This is a genomic window from Corynebacterium kefirresidentii (genome assembly GCF_016599755.1).
GTDB classification, from domain to species: domain Bacteria; phylum Actinomycetota; class Actinomycetes; order Mycobacteriales; family Mycobacteriaceae; genus Corynebacterium; species Corynebacterium kefirresidentii.
The window spans coordinates 1,805,014-1,828,187 of record NZ_CP067012.1; the positions used below are offsets into that span (position 1 = coordinate 1,805,014).

Below are 23,174 nucleotides of genomic sequence, written 5' to 3' on the forward strand. Positions count from 1 at the left end.
CCTCAGGATGAGGAAGCCGTTATCGACGCGATTGAAGTTAGAGCACGTTGCTTTTATATACGCCTGCGATGACTCGTCCAAGACGTCCATCGGCAGGCTTTCGTCGTTTTATCGCGTTGGCCGCGCCGCACTACTTTGACTAAGGAGAATGAAGCATGGCACAGCGCCCAGTAATCAAGGCTGAAGCACGTACCGAGTTTGGCAAGGGTGTCGCACGCCGCCTGCGCCGCGACTGGAAGGTCCCAGGCGTCATCTACGGTGCCCACCAGGAGCCGGTTCACTTCGCAGTTCCGCTGCTGGACATCCAGTCCCTCGTCCGCAACAACGGTGTCAACGCCGTTTTGGAGCTGGAGATCGACGGCGAGCAGTACCTGACCATGGTTAAGCACGTTGACCAGAACGTCCTGACCTTCGACATCGACCACGTTGACCTGCTTGCTATTAAGCGTGGCGAGAAGGTTGAGGTTGAGGTTCCGGTTACCCTGACCGGCGAGCCGGCCCCAGGCACCATGCACATCCAGGATGCTGACGTACTGCTGGTTGAGGCAGACGTACTGAACATTCCGGAGGAGCTCGAGGTTTCCATCGAGGGTCTCGAGGAGGGCGCGGTTATCACCGCCGCCGATGTCACCATGCCGGAAGACACCACCCTGGTGGCAGAGGAAGACACCGTTATCGTCTCCATCTCCCTGCCTGAGGTTGATGAGGAGCTCGAGGAAGCAGCCGAGGCTGCTGAGGAAGGCGGCGCTGACGCTGGCGCCGAGTCCGCAGAGGAGAGCGAAGAGTCCTCCGACTCCGACGAGGAGTAATCCCCCTCCCCCTCCTGCACGTAAGCCGCCGTGAGAAGTGCATCTCGCGGCGGTTTCGTCGTTTTTCCTTCGCTGTATGAGACAATTGAGCGCGTGACTCCACTTCTCGTAGTAGGCCTTGGTAACCCTGGCCCCAGGTACGCAGGAACCCGCCACAATATCGGCTTCGATGTAGCTGTAGAACTCGCTGGCGAGCTCAAGAGCAGCTTTTCGGTGCACAAGAAGACCAATACCGAGGTCGCCGAGGGCATGACAGGTGGCCGCAAGATTATCTGTGCTAAGCCACGGTCTTTCATGAACCTCTCCGGCGGGCCGATCAAAGCCCTAAGCCAATATTTTCATCTCTCCGCCGCCGATATCATCGTCGTCCACGATGAACTGGAGCTCGATTTTGGCACCATTAAACTCCGCGACGGCGGCGGCGACCACGGCCATAATGGTTTGCGCTCCACCACCAAGTCCCTGGGAACAAAGGACTATCAACGCCTCTCTATAGGAATTGGGCGCCCACCGGGCCGTATGGATCCGGCATCGTTTGTGCTCAAGCCTTGGGCCAAGCAGGAACGGGCAGAAATCCCCATCATCTGCGCCAACGCGGTGGATGAGATCCTGCGCGTAGGATAGTCGCCATGAAACTGGCTACTCTACGCACTGGCTTTGGCACCTCCGCTATCCGCATTGATGGGGACAATGTGGGTGTCGAACTGGATTATGAAGATGTGGGCCAGCTGCTGTGCAGCGAAGATTGGCATAAGGCCGCGCAGCTTTCCGGCGAACCCGTGGTCTTCGACCACGCCGACTTGGAGGCCGTAGTCCCGAATCCCGGCAAGATTATCTGCGTTGGGCTCAATTACGCCAAGCACATACGCGAAATGGGACGCGAATTCCCCGAACACCCCACCTTGTTCATCAAGTTCGCCGATGCCCTCACCGGCCCCTATGATGATGTCTTCATTCCAGAATTTGCCACACAGAAGCTGGATTATGAAGGCGAGCTGGCGGTCATCATCGGCGAGCGCGCCCACCGCGTGAACCGGAATGAGGCGCTCGACTATGTCGCCGGCTATGCCATCATGAATGACTACACGCTGCGCGATTTCCAGCGTCAGACGAGCCAGTTCCATGCCGGTAAGTCCTTCTATCGCACCGCAGGCTTCGGCCCGTGGCTCACCACCGCGGAGGAATGGGCACCTGGTTCTGGTGCTTTACTTACTACTACCGTGGGCGGCGAAGAAAGGCAGCGCGATAACACCGATGACCTTATCTTTTCAGTTGCTGAGCTGATCGAGTTTTGCTCGCAGCTTTACCCGCTCAATCCGGGAGACGTCATCATTACCGGTACCCCAGAGGGCGTTGGATTTGCACGGGAGCCGCAGCAGTTTATTCAAGATGGTCAAAATGTCACCATTGCTATTGAGGGCTTGGGGCATATTTCCAATACAACTTTTTTCGGCGAACCAGGCTGCGGTCCAGGCTGTACCTGCTCTTAGACTGTGCCCAGATTCTCACTCCAACGAGGGCGTTGCCGTTTTCTCCCCTGCTATCAACGACAGTTAAGCTGGGGTAATGAGCACAAAGAGCAGTAAAGCCCCTAAGAAACTCAACAAGAAGGCCTACGAGAAGGAACTCGAGCGCCTTCAGGCAGAACTCGTGGACATGCAGCAGTGGGTCGTTGAAACCGGGGCCCGCGTCGTCATCATCATGGAAGGCCGCGACGCCGCCGGCAAAGGCTCTGCTATCAAGCGCATCACCCAGTACCTCAACCCACGTACGTGCCGCGTCGAGGCGCTGCCCGCCCCGAACTCCCGTGAGCAGGGCCAGTGGTACTTCCAGCGCTATGTGGAAAAGCTGCCAACGAAGGGCGAAATTGTCATCTTTGACCGCTCCTGGTACAACCGCGCCGGCGTCGAACGCGTCATGGGCTTTTGCACCGATCAGGAATACGTCCGCTTCCTCCACCAGGCACCTACCTTTGAGCAGATGCTGGTAGAAGACGGCATCATGCTGCGCAAGTACTGGTTCTCTGTCTCCGATGAGGAGCAGATTAAGCGCTTTGAGTCCCGCCGCAATGATCCGCTACGCCGCTGGAAGCTCTCCCCTATGGACCTGCAATCCATTACCCGCTGGGAGGACTATTCCCGCGCGAAGGATGCCATGTTCATTCACACCGATACCCCAACCGCCCCGTGGTACACCGTGGAATCGGAAGACAAGAAGCGCTCGCGTATCAATGTCATCTCGCACCTTCTCAGCACCATTCCCTACGAGAAGATCGAGCGCAAGATGCCTGAAATCCCGCAGCGCCCTGAATCTGATGGCGAGACCTACGAGCGCCCCGCCCGCGAAGAGTTCCGCTATGTGCCTGATGTAGCAGCCAAGCTGGAGCGCAAGTCCGAGCAGAAGACGGCGAAGAAAACCTCAAAGAAGGGCAAGAAGAAGGATAAGAAGAAGTAGCAGCACCGGCCGTATTACTATCTTCAATCATGAGCACTGACACCGTCGCGGAAGCGCGTTTAGGAGATAAAATCCTCACTGCGGTGGCGGTGCTCATTGCGCTATTTTATGTCATTTCTGCCGCGAAGAATCCCAGCATAATTGAGATTATTCAGGCAGGTCTATCGTTACTATTCCTGCCATTTATGTGGGTCTGGCGGAGCCGTCCCGTGCTCAGCGCCACGGGCTTTATCGTGCTTCTCGCGGCTTGGGCGATGGCTTGGATGAGCCAGCTTCCCACTAACCTGGGAATTACCCCGTGGGCGCTTACTGCACCCATGGCGGTGTATGCCACCTCCCGCTATGTCACGCGCCGCGCCATTCCCCGCACGGTACTGGCTCTAACGATTCTTGGCTCCTTCATTTCGCCATTCATGTGGCGCATAGATCCGGAGTCTTTCTTTTTGCATTACCAACTGGACCGCCGCTACTTGGCCATGTTGGTCGTGCACTGGGCGGTTCTAGGCAGCACATATTTTATAGCTGCGCGCTACTTCGATTTAGCACGCCAGCGCGAGCAGCTAGCGCAAGAGCGATTTCGCCAAGCCCAAGAAGAAGAACGCCTGCTCATCGCACGGGAGCTGCATGATGTACTCGCTCATTCCCTCACGTTGATCAAGGTTCAGGCAAACGCCGGGATCATTGCCGCTCGTGCAAACACTGAGGCTGCCCACGATGCGCTGGCCAGTATTCGTGATGGCGCGGATTCTGCTTTGGAAGAGGTCCGCGGCATCGTCACTGCACTGCGAAGCACCGGACCTACCTCACTGGAGCCCACCACGCAGCTAGAGCACATCGAGGGCATTATCGATGGCTTCCGAGCGGCAGGCTTGGACATTAACGCGCATATACCTGAGGCCTACGAGGCTCCAGCACTTACGCAATTGGCGTTGGTGCGCATCATTTCTGAGGGTTTGACCAACGCGTTGCGCCACCAGGGCCCAGGAACCCAGGTGGATGTGGAGCTTGCGCTTGCCGACGTCGCCCGACTCACCCTAATTTCTTCCACGCCCTCCCCGACTCCCAGCGAAGTCCCAGGTAGCGGCGTGGGCCTGATCGGTGTGGAAGAACGTGCCAACGCATTGGGTGGAAAGCTAGAGAGCTGGGGCGATGCCACAAAATTCACCCTGCTCGCCGAACTTCCGTTGCAGAAGGAAAACCGTGTCTAAGATTCGTGTACTGCTTGCCGATGACCAAGCGCTGCTCGTCGCGGCTTTGTCCACGATCCTCAATGCTCAGGAGGATATTGAGGTCGTTACCACCGCGCACACCGGCAACGAAGCCGTTACCGCGGCGATAAGCCACCGCATTGACGTCGCGATTCTAGATATCCGAATGCCCGGAATGGACGGCATTGCCGCGACTCAAGCCATCCTTTCTCGGGTGCCTGACTGCCGAATCATCATGCTCACTACATTTAATGAAGATGATTTGGTGGCTCAATCTATCGCCGCTGGCGCGCATGGGTTTCTCCTCAAAGACGCCGACCCAGATGTACTGGTGGGGGCTGTGCGGGACGTCGCCAAGGGCGAATCGGTCCTAGCTGCTAAGGTAACCGGCCCAGTCTTGCAGACCTACCGCGCCGCAATTGCGCGCGGACAGCTGAGCGCGCGAGAGCGCCAAGGCTTAAGCCTTGTCACCCGTCGCGAACGAGAAGTCTTAGCCCTCATCGCCCGCGGTGCCACCAACGCGGAAATTGCCCGTGAAATGGTCATCGCGGATACGACTGTCAAGACACATATTTCCTCTCTGCTTTCCAAACTGGCTGCACGCGACCGCGTAGCTCTAGTGCTCTTGGCGCAAAAGGCTGGCATCGCCTAAGCCTCCTACCGTGGTAGGAGAACTTCGCGCTAAGGTCCATAGCCTAGGCGGAGGTTATTGCGGCGCTCTGCCGCGAGACTGGGCGGTATGAGTTTTGAGATCTCCTTTGAACACGTCACCAAATCCTTTGGTTCCCACGCGGTGCTGCGGGATGTGGACTTTCGCATTGCCCCTGGCCGCGTCCACGCCTTGCTTGGACGCAACGGGGCCGGAAAATCCACTCTCTTTTCCATCTTCCTTGGCCTGCTGCCGGCAGATTCCGGAATAGTACGCGTGGCTGGTGCCCCGTGGTCACGTGAAGTACTCGACCATGTGGGGGCATCCGTGAATGGACCCGCCTTCTACGGGCATCTTTCCGCCGCTGCCAACCTGCGCGTACATACCCGCTTGCTAGGTCTGCCGGAGTCTGAGGTAGAGCGTGTTTTAGCCATTGCGGGGCTCACCGAGGTCGGTTCCAAGAAGGCCAAGTCCTTTTCCACTGGTATGAAGGCCCGCTTGGCATTGGCGCAGGCTTTGCTAGGTGATCCGGAAATCTTGTTACTGGATGAACCTCAAAATGGTCTTGATCCACAGGGCATAGTGGAGCTGCGTACTTTGCTGCGAGACTTGGCAGCAGCCGGCCACACTGTTGTGGTCAGCTCTCATCAGCTTGGCGAGGTCCTTCATTTGGCCGACGACATCACCATTTTGTCTCAGGGCACCATTCGCTACTCCGGGTCCTTGCAGGAGCTTGCCCCCAGCGGACAATTGGAGTCCGAGTTCTTCCGCCTCACCTCTCCGGGTGGTGAGGCCGATGTTTAAGCGCTACCTTTCGGCAGAGCTGATACGCAGCCGCGGCAGCGCTGTGCAGTGGCTACCTCTTCTCGCCTTACCGCTTGCGCTAATGACCATAGTCTTTTCTGCTTTCGCTTCCCCGGCTAAGGATGCTACCGGTGTTCTCGGCTGGCAATCTATGTTTGTCACCGGCATGTACGCGCCGCTCATTGCGGTATTTGCCGCAGTTACAGAGCGCCGAGAGGTTCTCGCCCGTGGCGGCGGCACCTGGTGGCGCCGCCTCACTACTCGCTACGAACACACTGCACGCTTGGTGGTAGTGCTCGCCAGCTTAGCCGCGTTCCATCTCCTCAACTTTGGGGTGTCCTGGGCAGTAGTGTTCGCACAAGGCCGCGAACAGCACCACCTTGTGGCACTCGCCGGGCTCTATTCTTTCCTCGGTGCTATTGGCATTGCTGGCCTTGCCTCTGCCTGCTCGCGGCGCTATGGCCTTGGCGCGACACTAATACTCAGCGTTATCTGGCAGGTTTTAAGCGTGACTTCCAAGGTCGTCGAAGGCCCTACGTGGTGGGTTTTTCCACCAGCTTGGCCCATGCGGCTCTTGCTTCATTCACTGCATATTCATCAAAATTCCGTGCCCTTGGATCCAGGCGATCCGCTCCTGCAAGAAAGTCCGCTGCCGGCCCTCGCTCTGACGCTACTTCTCGCAGTAATGGGCATCTATGCGGCCATCGTCACTTCGCGCCGCCTGCGCCGCCTCGCCTTACCTCGCCGCGGCCAGACGACCCCTGCCTTTAGCGGCGCCACTGCCACGTGGCGCCCAGCCACAGCACCGCGTGCCACCGCCCGCCCCCGCTTTGCAGGCGCGCTAGTTGGTCTCCACCGGGCGGCGTGCAGCCCAGCGGTTATCGCCTGCGTGGCGTTAAGTGCCTTGGCATTGCTATTTCTTGCCCTTTTCTATCCTCCGACTTATGTCCAGGGTTTCTTTATTTTTCTGCTTCTCCCTGTAGGGGCAGGTGTGCTACCGGTTGTGGTGTGGCCATTACTCGCGCCGGTATGGCCGCTCAGCCACATGGAATCCCGCCATTGTTCCAGCGCCCTCCTCTGGTGGTTTTTCGGGATAGTATCCGCAGTATGCATGGGCGCTTCGCTCGCGCTTAGTGCTTCTGGCAGCCCGGCTTCAACGACGATCATCCAACTGCCTCTAGCCATTGGGGTGGGGTATGTGATTTCGGTATTCTCTCTTCTCATCGTGATTCGTCTGGGCATCATGAGTGGCCTGGCACTGTGCATCGTCTGCACTATCGTCTCCGTGACCCTGGGCGGAGACATCCTCGCTAGAACCCCGCTGTGGTTGATCGCCTTCCCCGCATGGCCCATGAACGCGGATTCCCCTGCCCGCTATTTTCTTGCGGTGGTGCTGACAGGAATCTTCGCCACGGCTGGTACGTGGATGGTCATCCGGCTGCTTAAAACTAAAGCGCTGCGGCCGGCAAACTAAGCCTCGCAAGAGTATCGCTCTGCTGACGGGTTGACCTGGCACCACCATCAGGAGACTGGAAGAATGCAGCTAGTTGAAAAAGGCGCACACAGAGCATCTCACAAAGGTGGATTTAGGCTTTGGGGCAAGAAAGGATAAATAAATGAAACTTCCGTCAGACTTTTTCTCAATTAATGGCGATCCGTTTACTGAGGAGGAAATTTCAGAATTAAAGCGAACCGTAGATTCATCTCTGCCTGAAGACTATCTAGAATTTTTATCCCTTCATGGAGGTGGAGTCATTTCCGAGACCTACTCACATGTACAGCTCAGGACAAACGACTCAACTGCTCTCGAAGTTGAAGCAACCATGATTTTTGGAAACGCGACACCAATCGACATATGGGAAAATGCCATTCAACTGGACCCTACTTGGCTCCATGACTGGGGATTTTACTTTTGCGAAGCAAGCAATCCCCCCGAGGACAAGTTTTTAATTAACCTCTCCAATGAAGAGTTTTCAATCGGAAGCATACTATATGAAGACGAAGGGAAAGTTTTCCAAGTATCAAAAGATTTTACATCCTTCATATCGCTTCTAATCAATAGCCGAGGGAAGGCACCCAAGGCACCGCAAAGGCGATCAGAGAAGTTTGGAAAATTCTTTTTTCCAAGCAAGACTGTCAAAAATATAGAATTTTCAAATGCCAATCTAGAACATTAAAAGTAGTCGCAGCAACTCTATTTCCTATCGATTAATTCCACTAATACATCTTGATCGATACCCTACTTGAAAGAGCGCTTACCGAACCTTTTATCTAGATGCTTATATTGCAACAATAAAGCCTTTTTTAAATCGCAAGAAATTCATCAATTCCCCCAATCTTTCCTACTAGATCGTCTATTTTATCGCATAAGCAGTAGAATTAACCATCAATAGGGCTACCGCCAGGGGCACAACTGCTTTGGGTCCTGACCCCGGAAAGTGGACACGCCAGGGGTTAGGCTCAAGCATCTGAAGTGGCCGGTGCACGAGCCCCCGTTGTTCGCCGGCCAGTATCGGGATACTGAATCCGAGCGGGATTACAACCGCCTCCGTTACTACAACCCCACGCTGGGCGCCTAGAACGCTCAAGACCCACTCGGGCTCGCCCTACGCCTCGCATCAGCACAATGAAGCGCCCCGATGAATTTCCGTACGCACCAAGTAGACAGGGAGGTGCAAGAGCAACCGTAAAAGGAGTGTCACGTTCTGTGCAGAGAAGTAGAGGATCATCGTCCAGTTTCTACCGTTCTAACAAAAATGGCGACGGTGGCTGTTTTAGAGAAAAATTAACTGATTAGGAGTATACGATTGAAATCCTTTCTCATTAAGATCGAGCCAACAAACTACATTTTTGAAGTGTTTGGCGACGAATCTACTGGAACCGAACTTCATTGGTCGGATAATCCGCCGGTCGGTAGAGCCAAGGGCGCATTTGCAGTAGCGCTTCCAGATCTAGAGATAGGCGAGAGGTTTTCAGCCACTGTTTGCTTTACCGATACACCCATCGAAGAGCAAAACGCTTTCTCCAAGCATGTCATTGATACTTTTGATGGGAAAATAGAAATATCAGATGTAGTTGAAAGCCAGGTTGCAGGCTCGGAGGGATTTGTCGGAGCTCTTTACTCCTTACCATGGTCCGGCTCCACAGAAATCGCATTAAGTGCCCCGAAAGGTTTCACGAAAAATAGTGAGGGCGAGTTAGTGCCGCTTAGTTTGCACTTAACATTTAGCCCCGCATCAGAGACTTAAGTCTAGTGAGTTTCTAGCAGAGTCAGCGACCGAAGCCTCTTCCTTTCCTACACCTACGACGGACTCGTCCGACGCGTGGCCCAAAGCACCATCAACACCACCACTGGAGTCTTAGAGGTACACACCACCCAAACCCTCTACGGCACACGCACATGATCTGGTCGGTGCACCAGTCCCCTGCTGTTTGCCAGCCAATATGAAGATGCTGAATCAGACTGGGCGTACAACCGGTTCCGCTACTACAGTCCCACCTTGGGTACCTATAACGCCCAAGACCCACTCGGACTTGCACCACGGCTCGCCTCCGCACAGGGGTATGTCGACCACGCAGCACACTGGGTCGACGTGCTGGGACTGCACGGCTGTTGGGCGGCCAAGGAAGTTCAAGGGAAGGTTGTATATCAACAGACTGGTAGACAGGTATTCAATCCGCACAAAGAGGTGTACCTTCCTCGGGAAATTGGTAGTGGAATTGGCACCAATGTCGATTTAATGAGGCATGGGCGCGCCCCAATAGGGGTAGATGGAAACACAGTGAATTTGCACCATATCGGACAAGATGATCGATCAGCCGTGGTAGAAATTACAAAACAGATACACACAGAAAACGCTAAATTTCTCCATATATTCCACGGAATGAATAGGAGCGAGTTTCCAACAGATGTCCCCCTGTCTACCGCGCATTCTTTAGGGAGTGGAGACACACATACTGGAAAGAAAAGGCATTGGACTATTTATGACCGGTCAGAAAAAACTCTCAGATAAGCTACTCTCATACTTGTACGGCCACGGTCTAAGTAAAAGTGAACTGTCTCAGCTGAAATCGGTGGCTCCATCTTGGATTCCCGAACAATACTTCCAATTCTGGAAGCATTACACGGCCTTTTCTCCGCCATCGTTAAATTTCTTCACACCTGCCCCATATGGAGTCTATGAAAACGCCTTCGAAGGGTTTCTAGAGGATTTCCGGTCAGCCGATCTTGTCGATTCAAAACGCTTCTTCCCAGTAGCCTATGATGACGGTTTTGTCTGGGGCGTCTTCGAACAGAAGCCCAATGGGTCGGTTATATGTGGAATGTACGATTTTCAAGAAAAGGACTACGTTGAAGGCCCCTTCAAGACATTCGAGCAGTGGGTGTATAGCTACGGATAAACAGGCGGACCTGACCCCTGTTTGGTAGACACCTGATATCCAGCCCGGTTGGGTTGGGAAGAAAGGTAATCTACCAAACAGGGGTCAGGACCCAAACAACTTGACACGCTCGGTGCATGCGCTACAACACGCGCAGACGACACTCCTGATGCAACCTTCTAGCTCCCGATGACTTCGAAGCACTCACATCAGCTATGCTGATCCAAGCAGCATAGCTAACCCCGACGTGTCTACTTTCCGGAGGTCAGGCCCCCTAGATGCTAAAATTCTCTTTAGACAGCCCTAAAGGCAGCCGCCCTAAAGCGGGACAGCTCTACCTGATGAAAACCACCCTCGGTTACATCCCTGTTGGCGTCGCCTCCACCGAAGCATTCTTTGGTGCGGCCGCAATGCTCCACCCTTATCGCGCGCTCATCAGCGATCCATCAGATACAACCTGGTTTCCACTCGTCGAAAAGAACGAACTGCTTATTCCGCCAATTCAGATCGTCAAGAGTGACTTCAGAAAAGGCGGACCTTTTCAGAGAATCCCAGCGAAAAGCCATCCTAATACCATCCCTTTTGACAACTACTTCCACTACACACTCGCGGACTTATGGTCACCAGAGGAGCAAGCATTCGTCCCCACAACAAAAGAAGATGAATGGATGCCAAAGGAAAGACGGATCATCAACTACACGATCCACGACACAAACCCGCCGCAAGGCGGCACCACGGATGAAGCCCCAGAAGGCACCTACTTTATGACCGATGTCCTAGGCGGGCACCGCGAAATCGAATATGCCCTTGAAGACGCACTAGCTTACTACGGTCTAATCGATACCCCGCGCCCCACGCGCCCCGACTTCATTGAAAGCCAGGAACACGACACTATGCAAACCGACTCACAGCAGGAAGACCAGCCACTCTTCCACCTCGCAGAAATCGACGGTATGACCACCCTGTTCGCCGCCATGGACACCATGCCAGAAGAAGCAGCCGGCGTCATAGAACAAGCAGGGCACACACCCAACGGCTACTTCCTCGACAACCTCGCCAAGTACCTACTCCGACAAGCAAACGTAACCACCAACGGCATCGAATTCGACAGCGAAGCAGGCATGTTCAGCCTCATTGGCACCACCAAGATCCTGCAACCACTCCACGACCAACTCACAGAACTCTTCAACAACACAAACGACCTACAACAAAGGCTCAAGCAAGCCGAAGCAGCAGGAATAGACTTCGACGACTAAAAAGAAGCTTTATCCTGACACGTTAAAAACTAGTCAGCTGGCTGGAATGGTGCTGCGCATTATTACTGGTATACCTACGACAGACTTGGCCGACATATAGCCAAAGACACCATCAATACCGGGCCTGACCCCTAGCAGAATCGTTGAATACCACCCTCAAGCGTGGAGTCTTGCGCAATAGGAAAGTCTTTGACAATCCGATCGCCTGAAGGCGGTGAAACCGAGACTTCAGCTACACCGGCTAGGGGTGCCCCAACCATTCAATCAGCATCCAAGAAGGTCAAATCTAGCCCCACCAACACGCCGAGTCACAAACGTATAAGCCCTTAGCCCTTAAAACGACTATAGCCCGCGGGTAACCGCGGGCTTAAAATCATTGAGCCTTAAAGCTCAGCAGGAGAAACGCGCTTCGGCAGAACAACCGGGCGGGTACCCGCCAGCTCTTCTACGATGCGTACTACCTGGTTGGAGTAACCGAACTCGTTGTCGTACCACACATAAAGCACGAGGTGCTTGCCGGAGGCGATGGTGGCAACACCGTCGACAATGCCAGCGTGGGTATTGCCGATGAAGTCAGAGGAAACAACCTCTGGGGAGGCGATATAGGAAATCTGCTGACGCAAGTCAGAGTGCAGCGAAACGTTGCGCAGGAAGTCGTTGACCTCTTCGCGGTCTACTTCCTTTTCCAGTTCAAGGTTAAGCACGGCCATAGACACGTCCGGGGTAGGAACGCGGATGGCGTTGCCGGTGAGCTTGCCTTCGAACTCCGGCAGGGCCTTAGACACAGCCTTAGCTGCACCGGTGGCGGTAAGCACCATGTTCAGGCCCGCGGCGCGGCCACGGCGATCACCCTTGTGGTAGTTATCGATGAGGTTCTGGTCATTGGTAAACGAGTGCGCCGTTTCCACGTGGCCGTGGGTTACGCCGTAGCGGTCATTGATGACCTTGAGTACTGGGGTGATGCCGTTGGTGGTGCAGGACGCGGCGGAGAGGATCTGATCCTCATCGGTGATCTTTTCGTTATTGATGCCGTAGACGATGTTCTTGATATCGCCCTTGCCCGGTGCAGTCAAAAGCACACGAGAGATGCCCTTGGCCTTGAGGTGCTGGGACAAGCCCTCGCGGTCGCGCCACGCGCCAGTGTTATCTACCAAGATGGCATCGTTGATGCCATAAGAGGTGTAGTCAATCTCGGAGGGATCGTTAGCGTAGATCATCTGGATCTTGGTGCCGTTGGCCCAGATGACCTCGTTTTCCTCATCCACGGAGATGGTGCCGTTGAAGGCGCCGTGGACGGAATCGCGGCGCAGCAAGGAGGCGCGCTTGAGGATGTCCCCATCGCCCTTCTTGCGCAGGACGATGCCGCGCAGGCGGACTCCACCATAGGCTGCCTCGCGGGCGACGAGCAGGCGGGCAAGCAGTCGGCCAATGCGACCAAAGCCATAGAGGACGACGTCGGTGGTTTCCAAATCCACGCCTGCACCGACGATCTCGCATAGCTCGCCTTCCAGGTACATGCGGAGGTTTTCCTCGTTGGACTCCTCCCAGCCCAGTACCAAGCGGCCGAGGTCAACGCTGGCGGCGCCTAGGTTCATGTCCGCCAATTCCACCAGGATTGGCAGGGTCTCCGCCGTGGACAGGTGGCGCTGCGCAATGCGGCGGCCGTAGCGGTGGGACTTGATGATGTCGATATCCGTCTGGCCCACCAGCGGGCGGCCGAAGATGGTGGTGACAACGTTATTGTTGCGGTGCAGCTGGTGGATGAGTGGAATCATCTGCTGCGCCAGCTCGAGGCGCTCGTTCCAATCATCATGGCCAACATGTGCGTTCGCAGTCACGAAATTCATTCCTTTTCTGTCACGGGGGTGGCATTAAATCTTCAAACCTAAATATTAGCGCCTACTAGTGTGGGTTTTGGCATAGTCGGTTAAGGATGTCGGCCACAGTACCCCCGTTTATTTTGCCTACCTCTGTACCTACGAGGCAGTAGGATACGGCATCATCGTGCTGCGCACGGCGTTTCTTTAGGACCGGATTCAAAAGTGGGTAGACCGGGGGCAAGTCAGGGTGTCTCCGGGTGTACTCGGTCTCCAAACCGCGGGCGAAGCGGCCTGAGAATGCACGGGTGGACACGGTTTTCCCACCACGGCGAAGAAGCTGCCGGTTATAGTCGCTCGTGCCAGCCTCGGCAGCGAGCAAAAAGGCGGACCCGCAAGAGCAGGCGGCAACTCCGCTCCAGGACATAGCGTTGGCTACATCAGCCGCGGTGCGCAGGCCACCGGCTGCGATAAGGGGAAGTTCTGGAGAAGCGGCGCGCACATCGGCTACTAGCTCTTCTAAGTCCCGGGAATCCGGGGTTGCGGAAAGCTCCCAGGTTCCACGGTGTCCACCAGCCGCCGGACCTTGGACGCAGAGCACGTCGACGCCGCCACGTGCGGCCGCAATTGCCTCCGTAGGGGTGGTAACGGTGGTCCACGCCTCTGCGCCCGCAGCGTGGATTCGCTCTATCTGTTCGGGTGTAAAGGTTCCAAACATGGACCACACCACCCGGGCGCCACCGCGAAGGGCTAGCTCCAGCTTTTCTTCATAGCCAAAGGAGTAGTCGGGCTCGGGTAGCGGCTGGTTTTCTGCTTGAGCCAGCTCGCGTGCGGCTGCCAAGTACGGCTCGGTAAGTGGTTCCTGTGGGCAAAAGAGATTCACCCCGAACGGAATTCCGGCGCACTGTTCTATCTGTGTGCGAGCAGAGTCGATGCTGGCAGAGCCCAAACCTAGGGTGCCGAAAGACCCAGCCGCATAAGCTGCGTGCACCAGTTCCGGGGTGGTGGGGCCACCGGCCATTGGCGCGGGAATTACGCTACGGGAAAGGGAGCTAATAACCTGACTCATAACACCCCACCCTACCGAGAGAGGAAGCTAGCGCAGTGGCAGCTTTAGGAGATTTTTTCGCGCGGATCTTTGGCTCGAAGGATAAGCCGCAACTAGGACTCACACCGTCCGAGCTTGAGGCGGAGTGGCTTGTCGTAGGCTTGGGCAACCCCGGCGCGAAGTATGCCGCTACCCGCCACAATGTGGGCTATATGGCCATCGATGATCTCCTCGCAGCCGGTGGAGATGTCCTCGAACCGGTGCGCGGGATGGATGTCCAGGCAGCTCCGCTTAATTGGGAGGGCCATAAAGTACTTGCCGTGCGTTCGGGCACCTTTATGAACCTGTCGGGGGATCCTGTGGCACCGCTAGCGCAGCAATTAGGTATCGCTCCAGACCATGTGATTGTCCTCCACGATGAGCTCGATCTGCCGGCCAATAAGGTCCGGCTCAAGCAGGGTGGCAATGAAAACGGGCACAACGGACTCAAGTCCCTCACCGAGCGCTTAGGCACGCGCGACTACTTGCGTGTACGAATTGGCATTGCACGGCCGCCCAAGGGCTCGTCGATTCCAGACTATGTATTAGGCCCGGTGGATACCGGCGCGGACTTTGACGACGCCATTGCCACTGCAGCTAAGGCGGCTCGGCTCATCGTGACCGAAGGGCTAAGCAAAGCCCAAAACCAGATTCACTCGCGCTAGCACTGGGAGAATTTCTCTAGGGCCTGCGGGCTGCCGGCGGCGACGATGAAATCGGTGGGGGCAAGTTCGGTGGCGTCGGCAAGTGGGGCCCACTGCCCTTCCGCACAACGCACCGAAACCAATTGCACGCGGTGGGTGCGCCAGATGGCGGAAAGGTCGAGCGGTCGGCCCACCAATGAGCTAGGAACGGCCATTTGGGTCACGCCGTAATCGGTAGCGATTTCTGCGAAATCACGAAAGCGCCCGCCCAAAAGGTAGGCTACACGGCGGCCGGTATCGCGCTCCGGACGGATGACATGGTGGGTGCCAATCTGGCTCAAAATGCGCGCATGCGCCTCCGAATCTGCCTTGGCCCAGATATCTTTCACCCCCAACTCCACCAGATTAGACGCGGTAAGAATGGAGTCTTCTAGGTGGGAGCCGATAGCGACGATGACGCGCTCGACTTCCTCCACGCCCAGCTGACGTAAGGCTTCCGGGTCAGTAGTATCTGCCGCAATGGTCTCAGTGAGGTAAGGCGCTTCTTCGCGCACGCGCTTTTCGCTGGAGTCAATGCCAAGGACCTCAACGCCATTGGCCATCAGCTCATGGGCTAGCGAGGAGCCAAAGCGTCCCAAGCCGATGACGACGACGGGTGGAATATCGATGCCGGCGCGGGTGCGGCCCAGCGCCTTGAGAATATTAGCCAAGGAACGGCCTTTCTTCGGGATAGCTAAAACGCCGACTTACGGTTTTTGCCGCCAGCGCCGCTACCAAGGTGGTTGGGCCAACACGGCCCAGGTACATGATGAGGCACAGCACTATCTGCGAGGGTGCAGATAGGCTGGCGGTAATTCCGGTGGACAAACCCACCGTAGCGAATGCGGAGAGCACTTCGAAAGAGACTTGGTCACCACTGAATTCCGGATCAAAAAAGCGCAGGGCCGTCACGCCGAGTGTGACCACCATGACTCCGGCAAAGCTCAAAGCCAGGGCCTGGCGGGTTACCGAGCGCGGAAGGCTGCGGTGCCCGATGGTCGTGGTTTCGCGCCCAGTGAACTCAGCCGCCATCGCCGCCAAGAGCACGCACGCGGTGGTGACCTTGATGCCGCCGGCGGTACCGGCAGACCCGCCGCCGATAAACATCAAAATATCGGTGCCCATCAGGGTAATGGGGTGAGCCTGCCCGTAATCGATGGCATTAAAGCCGGCCGTGCGCGGAGATGCACTGGCAAAGAAAGAGTTGAGCAGTTTTTCTCCCAGCGACATGGACGACAACAGTCCGGTCCATTCCATGCAGGCGAAAAAGACCGCACCCGCTACCAAGAGCACGGTCGTAGCAACCAGAGTCATGCGCGCGGTAATGGAGATGCGGTGGACCACGAAACGGTTGCGGCGCACGAGGCGTACCAGCTCTGCCCATACCGGAAATCCCAAGCCACCACCTATCAGGGCGGCGGCCAGGGGCAGCAGAATCCAGGCATCTGCAACAAAGGGCACCAGATTATCACTATTGGTGCTAAAACCCGCGTTATTGAACGCAGAAATGGCGTGAAAGATGCCTTCCCATACCGCGCGCGGAAAGGAATGACCATAGCCAATCATCAACCGCGCAGCCACGATGAGAGCGATGATGATCTCTGCTACCGCGGTAAAGGCAAAGGTAAAAATCAGCGTCTTGCGGATTCCGCCAGGAGCAATGGGGCGCCCCTCATAGGCACCCGTCTTGCGTGCTTTGAAGCTAATCCGGCCGGTAAAAAGCAGGCCGGATAGCGAGGCCAGGGACATGATGCCCAAGCCACCCAGTTGGATGAGTGCCAAGATGACCACTTGGCCGGCCGGGCTCCAAAAACTACCGGTATCCACCACGATAAGTCCGGTTAGCGATACCGCAGACGTAGCGGTAAAAAGCGCAGACAGAAAAGAAGCGCGGGCGGTGCCGGCCTCGGCGAACGGTAGCATGAGCAAAACCGTTCCCAGCAAAATGAGCAAAAGAAAGCCGGCGGCGGTTAAGCGCGCCGGTCCCCACTGCCGTATGGAAAGCAGATGTTTCACGAGCGGAAGTATAGACCTGCTTGGGGTGCAAGGAAACTGCTAGCAAGCACCACCCCCGCCGCGAAGTTAAGATTGGGGCTATGACTTCGCCACATAGCACTGCCAAGACGATTGTGATTACGGGCGCATCGGGCGGGCTGGGCGCCGCGGCCGCACGCCAGTTGCACCGCACCCGCCTGCAAGACAACCTGGTTATTATTGGCCGCAACCCGGAAAAGACTCGCGCGGTGGCACAGGAAGTGGGCGGCCAGTACTTCCTTGCCGATTTCGAGTCTTTGGGGCAGGTGCGCCGCCTGGCTGGAGAGTTGAGCGAGCTGGAGCATATCCATGCGCTAGGCAATAATGCTGGCGGCATTTTCGATGGCCCCTCCACCACTGCTGATGGATTTGAGCGCACCTGGCAAGTCAACGTGGTTGCGCCCTTTCTGCTGACTTCCCTGCTTCGGGACAAACTGCGCGAGGATAACGCGAACGTGGTCCAGACCGCTTCGCTGGCCAATTTTCTCATGTCCAACTTTGTCCCAGACGATCCCAATACCGTGGAGCACTTTAGCCCCGAGCGTGCTTATGGCAACGCCAAGTTGGGAGATATCCTGCTTACCCGCTATTTCGATGCCCACGGGCTTAATGCAGTCTCTTTCCACCCGGGCGTGCTGGCCACGGACTTTTCCAAGTCCTCGACGGGCATGATGTCCAAGATTTATTCAGGGGTTCTAGGCAAAACCTTTGGCAAGCCTGCCGAAGGCGGCGATAACCTCGCCTACTACCTGACCGGCACTGAGGGAATCCATTTTGAGTCCGGCGAATACTACAACGACAAGCGCAAACCCGGGCTGCAGCGCCCCATTGCGAAGAAGCTATCGGTGGCCCGCCGCGTCTTTGATGATTTGGGGCGCCGCCTCAATGTGGAGTGGTAGCGCAAACCCACTAGACTATGCCGCATGAGTTCTGTCGTTTCTGAGGCCTCACGCCGCCGCACGTTTGCCGTCATCGCCCACCCGGATGCTGGTAAGTCCACGCTGACGGAGGCGCTGGCGCTACACGCACACGTTATTAATGAGGCCGGCGCGGTCCACGGCAAGGGCAACCGCAAGTCCACCGTGTCTGACTGGATGGACATGGAGAAGGACCGCGGTATTTCCGTGGCTTCCTCAGCGCTGCAGTTCGAGTATGCGCCCGAGGGACACGAGGGCGAGCCCTACATGATCAACCTGGTTGATACCCCAGGCCACGCGGACTTTTCGGAAGACACCTACCGCGTGCTCACCGCGGTAGATGCGGCAGTCATGCTTATCGACGCCGCCAAGGGCCTCGAGCCCCAGACCCTCAAGCTCTTCCGCGTCTGCAAGGCCCGCGGCTTGCCCATCGTCACTGTGATCAATAAGTGGGACCGCGTGGGCCGCGAGCCCTTGGAGCTCGTTGATGAGATCGTCAACGAAATCCAGCTGCAGCCCACCCCGCTGTACTGGCCGGTGGGCATAGCCGGCGACTTCCGCGGCCTGGCACACATCAACGAGGATGGCGAGGCCGATGAGTATATCCACTTCATCCGCACCGCTGGCGGTTCCACCATTGCTCCAGAGGAACACTTCGACCCGGATTCCGCCGGTGAGAAGGAAGAAGATGTGTGGGAAACCGCGGTCGAAGAGGCCGAGCTCCTCGCCGCCGATGGTGCCCTGCATGATCAGGAGCTTTTTGAGCAATGCGTGACCTCCCCACTCATTTTTGCCTCTGCGATGCTGAACTTTGGTGTGCACCAAATCCTGGATACGCTGTGTGCCATTGCCCCGGCCCCGCACTCGCGCGAATCTGATCCTAAGGCGGTTGAGGCTGCCACCAGTGCTATCGACGAGGTCCGCGAAGTAAGCGATGAATTCTCCGGCGTCGTCTTTAAGGTTCAGGCAGGCATGGACCAAAAGCATCGCGATAACTTGGCCTTCATGCGCGTGGTCTCCGGCGAATTTGAGCGCGGCATGCAGGTGCACCACGCCCAGTCTGGCCGCAGCTTTTCCACCAAGTATGCGCTGACCGTCTTCGGCCGCACGCGCGATACCGTGGATACCGCCTATCCGGGCGATATCGTAGGTTTGGTCAACGCCGGCTCACTCGCGCCTGGTGACACCATCTACTCCGGCAAAAAGGTCCAATTCAAGCCGATGCCTCAGTTCGCCCCTGAGGCTTTCCAGATTCTGCGCGCGAAGTCGCTGGGCAAGTACAAGGCCTTCCGCAAGGGCCTGGATCAGCTAGCAGCCGAGGGCGTGGTTCAGATTCTCAAGAACGAGGCCCGTGGCGATGCCTCGCCGGTCATGGCGGCGGTTGGCCCCATGCAGTTCGAGGTCATGCAGGCCCGCATGGAGTTCGAATACAACGTAGAAACCGTCACCGAACCCATCCCCTATTCCGTGGCCCGGCGCACCGATGCTGAATCCGCCCCGGAACTAGGCCGTCAGCGCGGAGTGGAGATCTTTACTCGCCAAGATGGCGAGCTCATCGCGCTCTTTGGTGATAAGTGGAAGCTCGCCTTCATTGAGAAAGAACACCCAGAGCTGACCATGGAAACGCTGGTGGCGGATTAAAGCAGCACTGCTTTCTTTTCTCTACAAGACAAGCAAAAGGCCGCTTCCCATTCTTGGGAAGCAGCCTTTCTCGGTTGCCCGGTTAAAGCATCAACATCACTGGGACAACGGCGATTTTGACCACCTGTGCCACCACAATCGTGGCGGCGTAGCCGATCATAATACGCGAGTCGGAGCTAAGCCCCGTGGCGTAATTGACTACGGCTGGCTGGGCAAAAATGCCGGAGAGTCCGCCGACGGTGCGAGTTTCAGATTGCCCCATGAAGCGATTCGCCACGGCGAACAACACAGCAGCCACCGAGGTAACAATGGCAGCAAGGATCATGCACTTCAGCCCCATCCAGGAGAATGCGGTGGACAGGAATGCCTCACCAGAAGATAGGCCCACGGATGCCAAGAAGATGACGAGGCCCCACTGCTGGAAGGCGGTATTAATGGAGGCCGGAACCTGCCACGGGATGCGGCGGGTGCGGTGCAGCGCGCCGAGGATCAGGCCGGTAATCAGCGGTCCGAGTGCAAAGCCCAGTTCGAAGGAAGCGCCTCCCGGCATCGGTACTACGACCTGGCCGAGCAGGTAGCCCAAGAAAAGACCGCCGCCTAGTGCCACCCAGTTCAACTCGGAGTAGGACTTAACGGAGTCACCGAAGTAATCCCGGATATCGCCCAAACGGTCAAACTTCACGATGAGCTCCAGCGTATCGCCAGAGGCCAAGTGGGTTTCATTATTGGCTAGGAACTCCTCGTCGCCACGCTGTACGCGCACGATGCGGCCGCCATAGCGAGAAAACAGGTTCAACTCCTCTACGGTGCGACCGGCAATATCCTGGTTAGATACAGCCACGGTTTCGATGACCAGGCGCTTATCCACGAACGGAGTCTGCGGCTGGCGCTTGCCCAGCATTTGGGTGAGCTCACGGGCCTTAGCCTTGGTGACCATCACGCGCAGGATATCGCCCTTGTGCAATTCGGGGCGATCGCCGGCAACCCGGACCTTATTACCGCGGCGAATGGTAGCGATAACAAAGTGATCCTTGAACTGTTCTTCCAAATCATCGTAGTTCACGTCTTTGGTAACGCGAATGGTGCGGGAACGGAAGATCTTGGAGGCAGAATTGTCCTTATCGTGCTTGGCGGGCCAATTCTGCTTGAGCAGGAATGCCACGACCAAAATGGCCACCGCCACGCCCACGGGATAGCCCAGCGAGTAGCCCACGGCGGGTAGCTCTTCACCGGTTTGTTGCTGGGCAACTGCCAGCGACGGCGTCGAGGTCGTGGCGCCGGCAAATACACCAACGGAAGCCAAGGTATCCAGCCCCAGCATGCCACCAAAGAGGAGGGCTGCGCCCGCAGCCACCACAATCGCAATGGCCGCCGTGAGCATGTGCTTCATCTGCTTGGAAAAGCCCTTGAAGAAGCGCTCACCAGCGGAGAGCCCCTGCATATAAATAAAGAGTCCCAAGCCCAGCTCTTGCAGGGAGCTTAGGATGTCTTTGTCCAGGTCAATAAACGAGCCGAAGGCCAAACCCACAAAAAGCGTGCCGGCCGCGCCAAAGCGCAGCGGCCCGAAAGGAATCATGCCAAATAACGTGCCGAGCAGCACTATGAAAAAGATGCTCAGCCATATATTTCCATCAAAAATTGCTAACACGCTGGAATAGTTTAGGCATTTTCCAGCAAAGTGCCACGTGAAAGACACTTTCTTCAAAGCCTGCACTCGGCATCGCTACTGCTTAGACCAGTTTCACCGTCGACCGACCACCCCCAGCAGCGGTACATCTCACAGCAACTATCCAAAGTGAACTAGTCGAGGAGGAATTCCTTCCACCGCGGCCACTCCGTATAGGTCTGGGCTTTACCCGCTTGATAGTTCGCCCGCAGCTTGTACACATTGCGTTCGGTAGAGGACACCTGCATATCTTCCGGAAAAAATAATTGCGCTTTGCCTTGGCGCTCCAACTCCAAAAGCCGGTCTTTGGCTGCGTTATAGAGGGCGGGGCGGGCTATGAGGGCGTCGGCAATAGCGGGGTACCTGCGGAAGACGCGGCGGACAAAGGCTGGGCGCGCCACTTCAGGGCGCACATACCCACGCGGCTTAGTGCCGATAAACAGGAACTTCTCGTATCCGGCCTCTTCTGCTTGCGCAATGGTAATGCCACCGGAAGAGCCCAAAGCACCGTCCACGTACGGCGCGCCGTCGATAAATCGCATCGGCATAATCAACGGCAGCGTGGAAGAAGCGCGCACACGCACGAGGAGATCTTCCGGGGTGTGGATGTCCTGGCGCGTCCAGTAGACAGACTCGCCAGTATCGGCGCGCGCTGCAGCGAGCACCATATCGGCCGGATGGTCGCGGTAAGCCTGCCAATCAAAGGGAAAATCCTTGTCCGCGGCGCGCTCATAAATGTACTCGGCATTGAAATACCCGCTACCACGCACCAGCGAACCCACGCCGCCGAAGCTGGGGCTTTGAGCAAAGTCCGTAAAAGACTCTTCTGTGCGCTGGGCATCGCGCGAGAGGTAATTGATGGTGTGGGAAGCCCCGGCGGAGACGCCACCTACCCAGCCAAAGTCCACGCCCTCTTCGAGGAGCTTGACCATACAGGCTGCCGTATAGGAATTGCGCATGCCGCCGCCTTCAATAACGAGTGCGGTGTTGCTGGCATCAATCATGGTGCCCCATACTACGCTGGACCCAATGAAGCGCATTTTCCGGCAATTACTCGCGGACGAGGAAGGCACCTTCGATATCGAAACCGGCCAGCAACCCCGCACCGGGTTTGCCTACGCCCCTACCGCAACGGCGCTACTGAAAGCAGATGAGCCCACTCCGGACGCGATACGCACAGCCCTCGCACGAGCCAGGCGAGAGGGCGCACGCTATTTCAGTACCTGGCGCCACCCAGGCGGCCCTTTAGTATTTTTTGCTACGTCGGTTACCCAAGACGAATCTCTCGCTCGCGAGCACGTTGCCGCCACGGGACAACGCACCTACTTCGATCTAGAGCGCGGCCACACCGTTACCGTGCGCGCTCACTAGGCTAGAGGCTTATGGGATTAAAAGATGCACTTGCTCGGCTCACCGGCACGCAGTCCCCGCGCTTAGCGCACCCCGATTCCACTGCCCCCACTGCCCAGGTGGAAAGGCTGGAAATCCACACCGCCGGCTCATTGATCATAGTGGTCACCAATCAGCCCGGCGCGGAGGTTCTGCGCGAGATAGCCCGCTCCCGCGAGTCGGCCACCCTGGTTTCTCCCACCGCAACGGTTCATTTCCCGGCTGCGAAGAAGGATGCCCTGCCCATCAAGGATCCCCGGCGCGGCTGGGTTATTCCGCTTACGCCCGCGCTTGCCGACGCCCTCTTAGACCACCTTCCCCGCCCCGGCGAATATGAGCTCTCCCCCGCCTTGGCTTTAGTAGTCGAATAACTTTTGAAA

Annotated in this window: 26 protein-coding genes; 20 read left to right on the forward strand and 6 right to left on the reverse strand. The window is 56.8% G+C overall.

What is annotated here, in order from left to right; genetic code table 11:
• Positions 1-155 precede the first annotated feature (155 nt).
• The 15 genes from I6I12_RS08645 (at position 156) to I6I12_RS08715 (ending at position 11,560) form a co-directional block, all read left to right on the forward strand.
• Positions 156-809, forward strand: a complete 654-nt coding sequence (locus I6I12_RS08645) for a 50S ribosomal protein L25/general stress protein Ctc (protein WP_200287862.1) — start codon at positions 156-158, stop codon at positions 807-809.
• Positions 810-902: 93 nt separating this feature from the next.
• A complete protein-coding gene (gene pth, locus I6I12_RS08650) occupies positions 903-1,433 on the forward strand; it encodes an aminoacyl-tRNA hydrolase (RefSeq protein ID WP_200287864.1) in 531 nt (176 codons plus the stop codon).
• A 5-nt stretch (positions 1,434-1,438) separates the two neighbouring features.
• On the forward strand, positions 1,439-2,299 hold the full coding sequence (locus tag I6I12_RS08655; protein ID WP_200287866.1) for a fumarylacetoacetate hydrolase family protein: 861 nt from the start codon (positions 1,439-1,441) through the stop codon (positions 2,297-2,299).
• A gap of 76 nt (positions 2,300-2,375) precedes the next feature.
• Positions 2,376-3,263 (forward strand): polyphosphate kinase 2, encoded by an 888-nt coding sequence (ppk2, locus tag I6I12_RS08660; protein ID WP_086588148.1) that lies wholly within the window; start codon positions 2,376-2,378, stop codon positions 3,261-3,263.
• A 29-nt stretch (positions 3,264-3,292) separates the two neighbouring features.
• A complete protein-coding gene (locus tag I6I12_RS08665) occupies positions 3,293-4,471 on the forward strand; it encodes a sensor histidine kinase (protein WP_200287868.1) in 1,179 nt (392 codons plus the stop codon).
• Positions 4,464-5,123 (forward strand): response regulator, encoded by a 660-nt coding sequence (locus I6I12_RS08670; RefSeq protein ID WP_200287870.1) that lies wholly within the window; start codon positions 4,464-4,466, stop codon positions 5,121-5,123. The genes I6I12_RS08665 and I6I12_RS08670 overlap by 8 nt, the downstream gene beginning before the upstream one ends.
• A gap of 87 nt (positions 5,124-5,210) precedes the next feature.
• Positions 5,211-5,924 carry an ATP-binding cassette domain-containing protein gene (locus I6I12_RS08675; RefSeq protein WP_200287872.1) on the forward strand — a complete coding sequence of 238 codons (714 nt, stop codon included), beginning with the start codon at positions 5,211-5,213 and terminating at the stop codon, positions 5,922-5,924.
• A gap of 82 nt (positions 5,925-6,006) precedes the next feature.
• Positions 6,007-7,398 carry an ABC-2 family transporter permease gene (locus I6I12_RS08680; RefSeq protein WP_234288111.1) on the forward strand — a complete coding sequence of 464 codons (1,392 nt, stop codon included), beginning with the start codon at positions 6,007-6,009 and terminating at the stop codon, positions 7,396-7,398.
• 30 nt (positions 7,399-7,428) lie between these two features.
• Positions 7,429-7,536, forward strand: a complete 108-nt coding sequence (locus tag I6I12_RS12145) for an HNH endonuclease (RefSeq protein WP_200287876.1) — start codon at positions 7,429-7,431, stop codon at positions 7,534-7,536.
• 4 nt (positions 7,537-7,540) lie between these two features.
• Complete coding sequence (locus I6I12_RS08690) at positions 7,541-8,101, forward strand: SMI1/KNR4 family protein (protein ID WP_200287878.1); 561 nt, start codon at positions 7,541-7,543, stop codon at positions 8,099-8,101.
• A gap of 449 nt (positions 8,102-8,550) precedes the next feature.
• On the forward strand, positions 8,551-8,721 hold the full coding sequence (locus tag I6I12_RS12150; RefSeq protein ID WP_432417958.1) for a NucA/NucB deoxyribonuclease domain-containing protein: 171 nt from the start codon (positions 8,551-8,553) through the stop codon (positions 8,719-8,721).
• Positions 8,722-8,731: 10 nt separating this feature from the next.
• Positions 8,732-9,172 carry a hypothetical protein gene (locus I6I12_RS08695; protein WP_200287880.1) on the forward strand — a complete coding sequence of 147 codons (441 nt, stop codon included), beginning with the start codon at positions 8,732-8,734 and terminating at the stop codon, positions 9,170-9,172.
• A gap of 180 nt (positions 9,173-9,352) precedes the next feature.
• Positions 9,353-9,937, forward strand: a complete 585-nt coding sequence (locus I6I12_RS08705; protein ID WP_234288195.1) for an HNH/ENDO VII family nuclease — start codon at positions 9,353-9,355, stop codon at positions 9,935-9,937.
• Complete coding sequence (locus tag I6I12_RS08710) at positions 9,909-10,325, forward strand: hypothetical protein (RefSeq protein WP_200287884.1); 417 nt, start codon at positions 9,909-9,911, stop codon at positions 10,323-10,325. Before I6I12_RS08705 ends, I6I12_RS08710 begins: the two co-directional genes overlap by 29 nt.
• Before the next feature lie 257 nt (positions 10,326-10,582).
• On the forward strand, positions 10,583-11,560 hold the full coding sequence (locus tag I6I12_RS08715) for an Imm51 family immunity protein (RefSeq protein WP_200287886.1): 978 nt from the start codon (positions 10,583-10,585) through the stop codon (positions 11,558-11,560).
• Between the two features lie 383 nt (positions 11,561-11,943).
• On the opposite strand, the gene I6I12_RS08720 is transcribed toward I6I12_RS08715, so the two are convergent.
• Positions 11,944-13,398: a glyceraldehyde-3-phosphate dehydrogenase gene (locus tag I6I12_RS08720; RefSeq protein WP_375545473.1), complete on the reverse strand. Its 1,455-nt coding sequence runs from the start codon at positions 13,396-13,398 to the stop codon at positions 11,944-11,946.
• Between the two features lie 64 nt (positions 13,399-13,462).
• On the reverse strand, positions 13,463-14,446 hold the full coding sequence (locus tag I6I12_RS08725; protein WP_234288112.1) for a nitronate monooxygenase: 984 nt from the start codon (positions 14,444-14,446) through the stop codon (positions 13,463-13,465).
• Positions 14,447-14,481: 35 nt separating this feature from the next.
• Between I6I12_RS08725 and pth (I6I12_RS08730) the strand changes: the two genes are divergently transcribed.
• Positions 14,482-15,129, forward strand: coding sequence for an aminoacyl-tRNA hydrolase (gene pth, locus I6I12_RS08730; RefSeq protein WP_200287890.1), 648 nt, complete (start codon positions 14,482-14,484; stop codon positions 15,127-15,129).
• Here the strand turns inward: pth (I6I12_RS08730) and I6I12_RS08735 are convergent.
• Entirely contained in the window at positions 15,126-15,818 is a 693-nt protein-coding gene (locus I6I12_RS08735) for a potassium channel family protein (protein WP_023021931.1), read from the reverse strand. The two genes, pth (I6I12_RS08730) and I6I12_RS08735, sit on opposite strands and share 4 nt — an antisense overlap.
• Positions 15,811-17,163, reverse strand: a complete 1,353-nt coding sequence (locus I6I12_RS08740; RefSeq protein WP_200287892.1) for a TrkH family potassium uptake protein — start codon at positions 17,161-17,163, stop codon at positions 15,811-15,813. Before I6I12_RS08740 ends, I6I12_RS08735 begins: the two co-directional genes overlap by 8 nt.
• 80 nt (positions 17,164-17,243) lie before the next feature.
• On the opposite strand from I6I12_RS08740, the gene I6I12_RS08745 reads away from it, so the two are divergent.
• Entirely contained in the window at positions 17,244-18,080 is an 837-nt protein-coding gene (locus I6I12_RS08745; RefSeq protein WP_200287894.1) for an SDR family NAD(P)-dependent oxidoreductase, read from the forward strand.
• 24 nt (positions 18,081-18,104) lie between these two features.
• The gene (locus tag I6I12_RS08750; protein ID WP_200287896.1) at positions 18,105-19,739 is read left to right on the forward strand and encodes a peptide chain release factor 3; all 1,635 of its coding nucleotides are present in this window, start codon (positions 18,105-18,107) and stop codon (positions 19,737-19,739) included.
• An 82-nt stretch (positions 19,740-19,821) separates the two neighbouring features.
• Here I6I12_RS08750 and I6I12_RS08755 read toward each other — a convergent pair whose 3' ends face one another.
• On the reverse strand, positions 19,822-21,387 hold the full coding sequence (locus tag I6I12_RS08755) for an aspartate-alanine antiporter-like transporter (RefSeq protein WP_034660315.1): 1,566 nt from the start codon (positions 21,385-21,387) through the stop codon (positions 19,822-19,824).
• A gap of 152 nt (positions 21,388-21,539) precedes the next feature.
• Positions 21,540-22,409, reverse strand: a complete 870-nt coding sequence (locus tag I6I12_RS08760; RefSeq protein WP_200287898.1) for a patatin-like phospholipase family protein — start codon at positions 22,407-22,409, stop codon at positions 21,540-21,542.
• 25 nt (positions 22,410-22,434) lie between these two features.
• Here I6I12_RS08760 and I6I12_RS08765 point away from each other — a divergent pair, with 25 nt between their 5' ends.
• A complete protein-coding gene (locus I6I12_RS08765; protein WP_234288113.1) occupies positions 22,435-22,776 on the forward strand; it encodes a hypothetical protein in 342 nt (113 codons plus the stop codon).
• An 11-nt stretch (positions 22,777-22,787) separates the two neighbouring features.
• Positions 22,788-23,165 (forward strand): hypothetical protein, encoded by a 378-nt coding sequence (locus I6I12_RS08770; RefSeq protein WP_200287902.1) that lies wholly within the window; start codon positions 22,788-22,790, stop codon positions 23,163-23,165.
• Positions 23,166-23,174: the final 9 nt, after the last annotated feature.

Coding starts and splice junctions, on each gene's coding strand:
- ppk2 (WP_086588148.1), top strand. CDS start 2,376: ATGAGCACAAAGAGCAGTAAAGCCCCTAAGAAACTCAACAAGAAGGCC.
- I6I12_RS08665 (WP_200287868.1), top strand. CDS start 3,293: ATGAGCACTGACACCGTCGCGGAAGCGCGTTTAGGAGATAAAATCCTC.
- I6I12_RS08725 (WP_234288112.1), bottom strand. CDS start 14,446: ATGAGTCAGGTTATTAGCTCCCTTTCCCGTAGCGTAATTCCCGCGCCA.
- I6I12_RS08645 (WP_200287862.1), top strand. CDS start 156: ATGGCACAGCGCCCAGTAATCAAGGCTGAAGCACGTACCGAGTTTGGC.
- I6I12_RS08675 (WP_200287872.1), top strand. CDS start 5,211: ATGAGTTTTGAGATCTCCTTTGAACACGTCACCAAATCCTTTGGTTCC.
- I6I12_RS08715 (WP_200287886.1), top strand. CDS start 10,583: ATGCTAAAATTCTCTTTAGACAGCCCTAAAGGCAGCCGCCCTAAAGCG.
- I6I12_RS08710 (WP_200287884.1), top strand. CDS start 9,909: ATGACCGGTCAGAAAAAACTCTCAGATAAGCTACTCTCATACTTGTAC.
- I6I12_RS08765 (WP_234288113.1), top strand. CDS start 22,435: ATGAAGCGCATTTTCCGGCAATTACTCGCGGACGAGGAAGGCACCTTC.
- I6I12_RS08680 (WP_234288111.1), top strand. CDS start 6,007: ATGACCATAGTCTTTTCTGCTTTCGCTTCCCCGGCTAAGGATGCTACC.
- I6I12_RS08690 (WP_200287878.1), top strand. CDS start 7,541: ATGAAACTTCCGTCAGACTTTTTCTCAATTAATGGCGATCCGTTTACT.
- I6I12_RS08750 (WP_200287896.1), top strand. CDS start 18,105: ATGAGTTCTGTCGTTTCTGAGGCCTCACGCCGCCGCACGTTTGCCGTC.
- I6I12_RS08745 (WP_200287894.1), top strand. CDS start 17,244: ATGACTTCGCCACATAGCACTGCCAAGACGATTGTGATTACGGGCGCA.
- I6I12_RS12150 (WP_432417958.1), top strand. CDS start 8,551: ATGAAGCGCCCCGATGAATTTCCGTACGCACCAAGTAGACAGGGAGGT.
- I6I12_RS08655 (WP_200287866.1), top strand. CDS start 1,439: ATGAAACTGGCTACTCTACGCACTGGCTTTGGCACCTCCGCTATCCGC.
- I6I12_RS08760 (WP_200287898.1), bottom strand. CDS start 22,409: ATGATTGATGCCAGCAACACCGCACTCGTTATTGAAGGCGGCGGCATG.
- I6I12_RS08770 (WP_200287902.1), top strand. CDS start 22,788: ATGGGATTAAAAGATGCACTTGCTCGGCTCACCGGCACGCAGTCCCCG.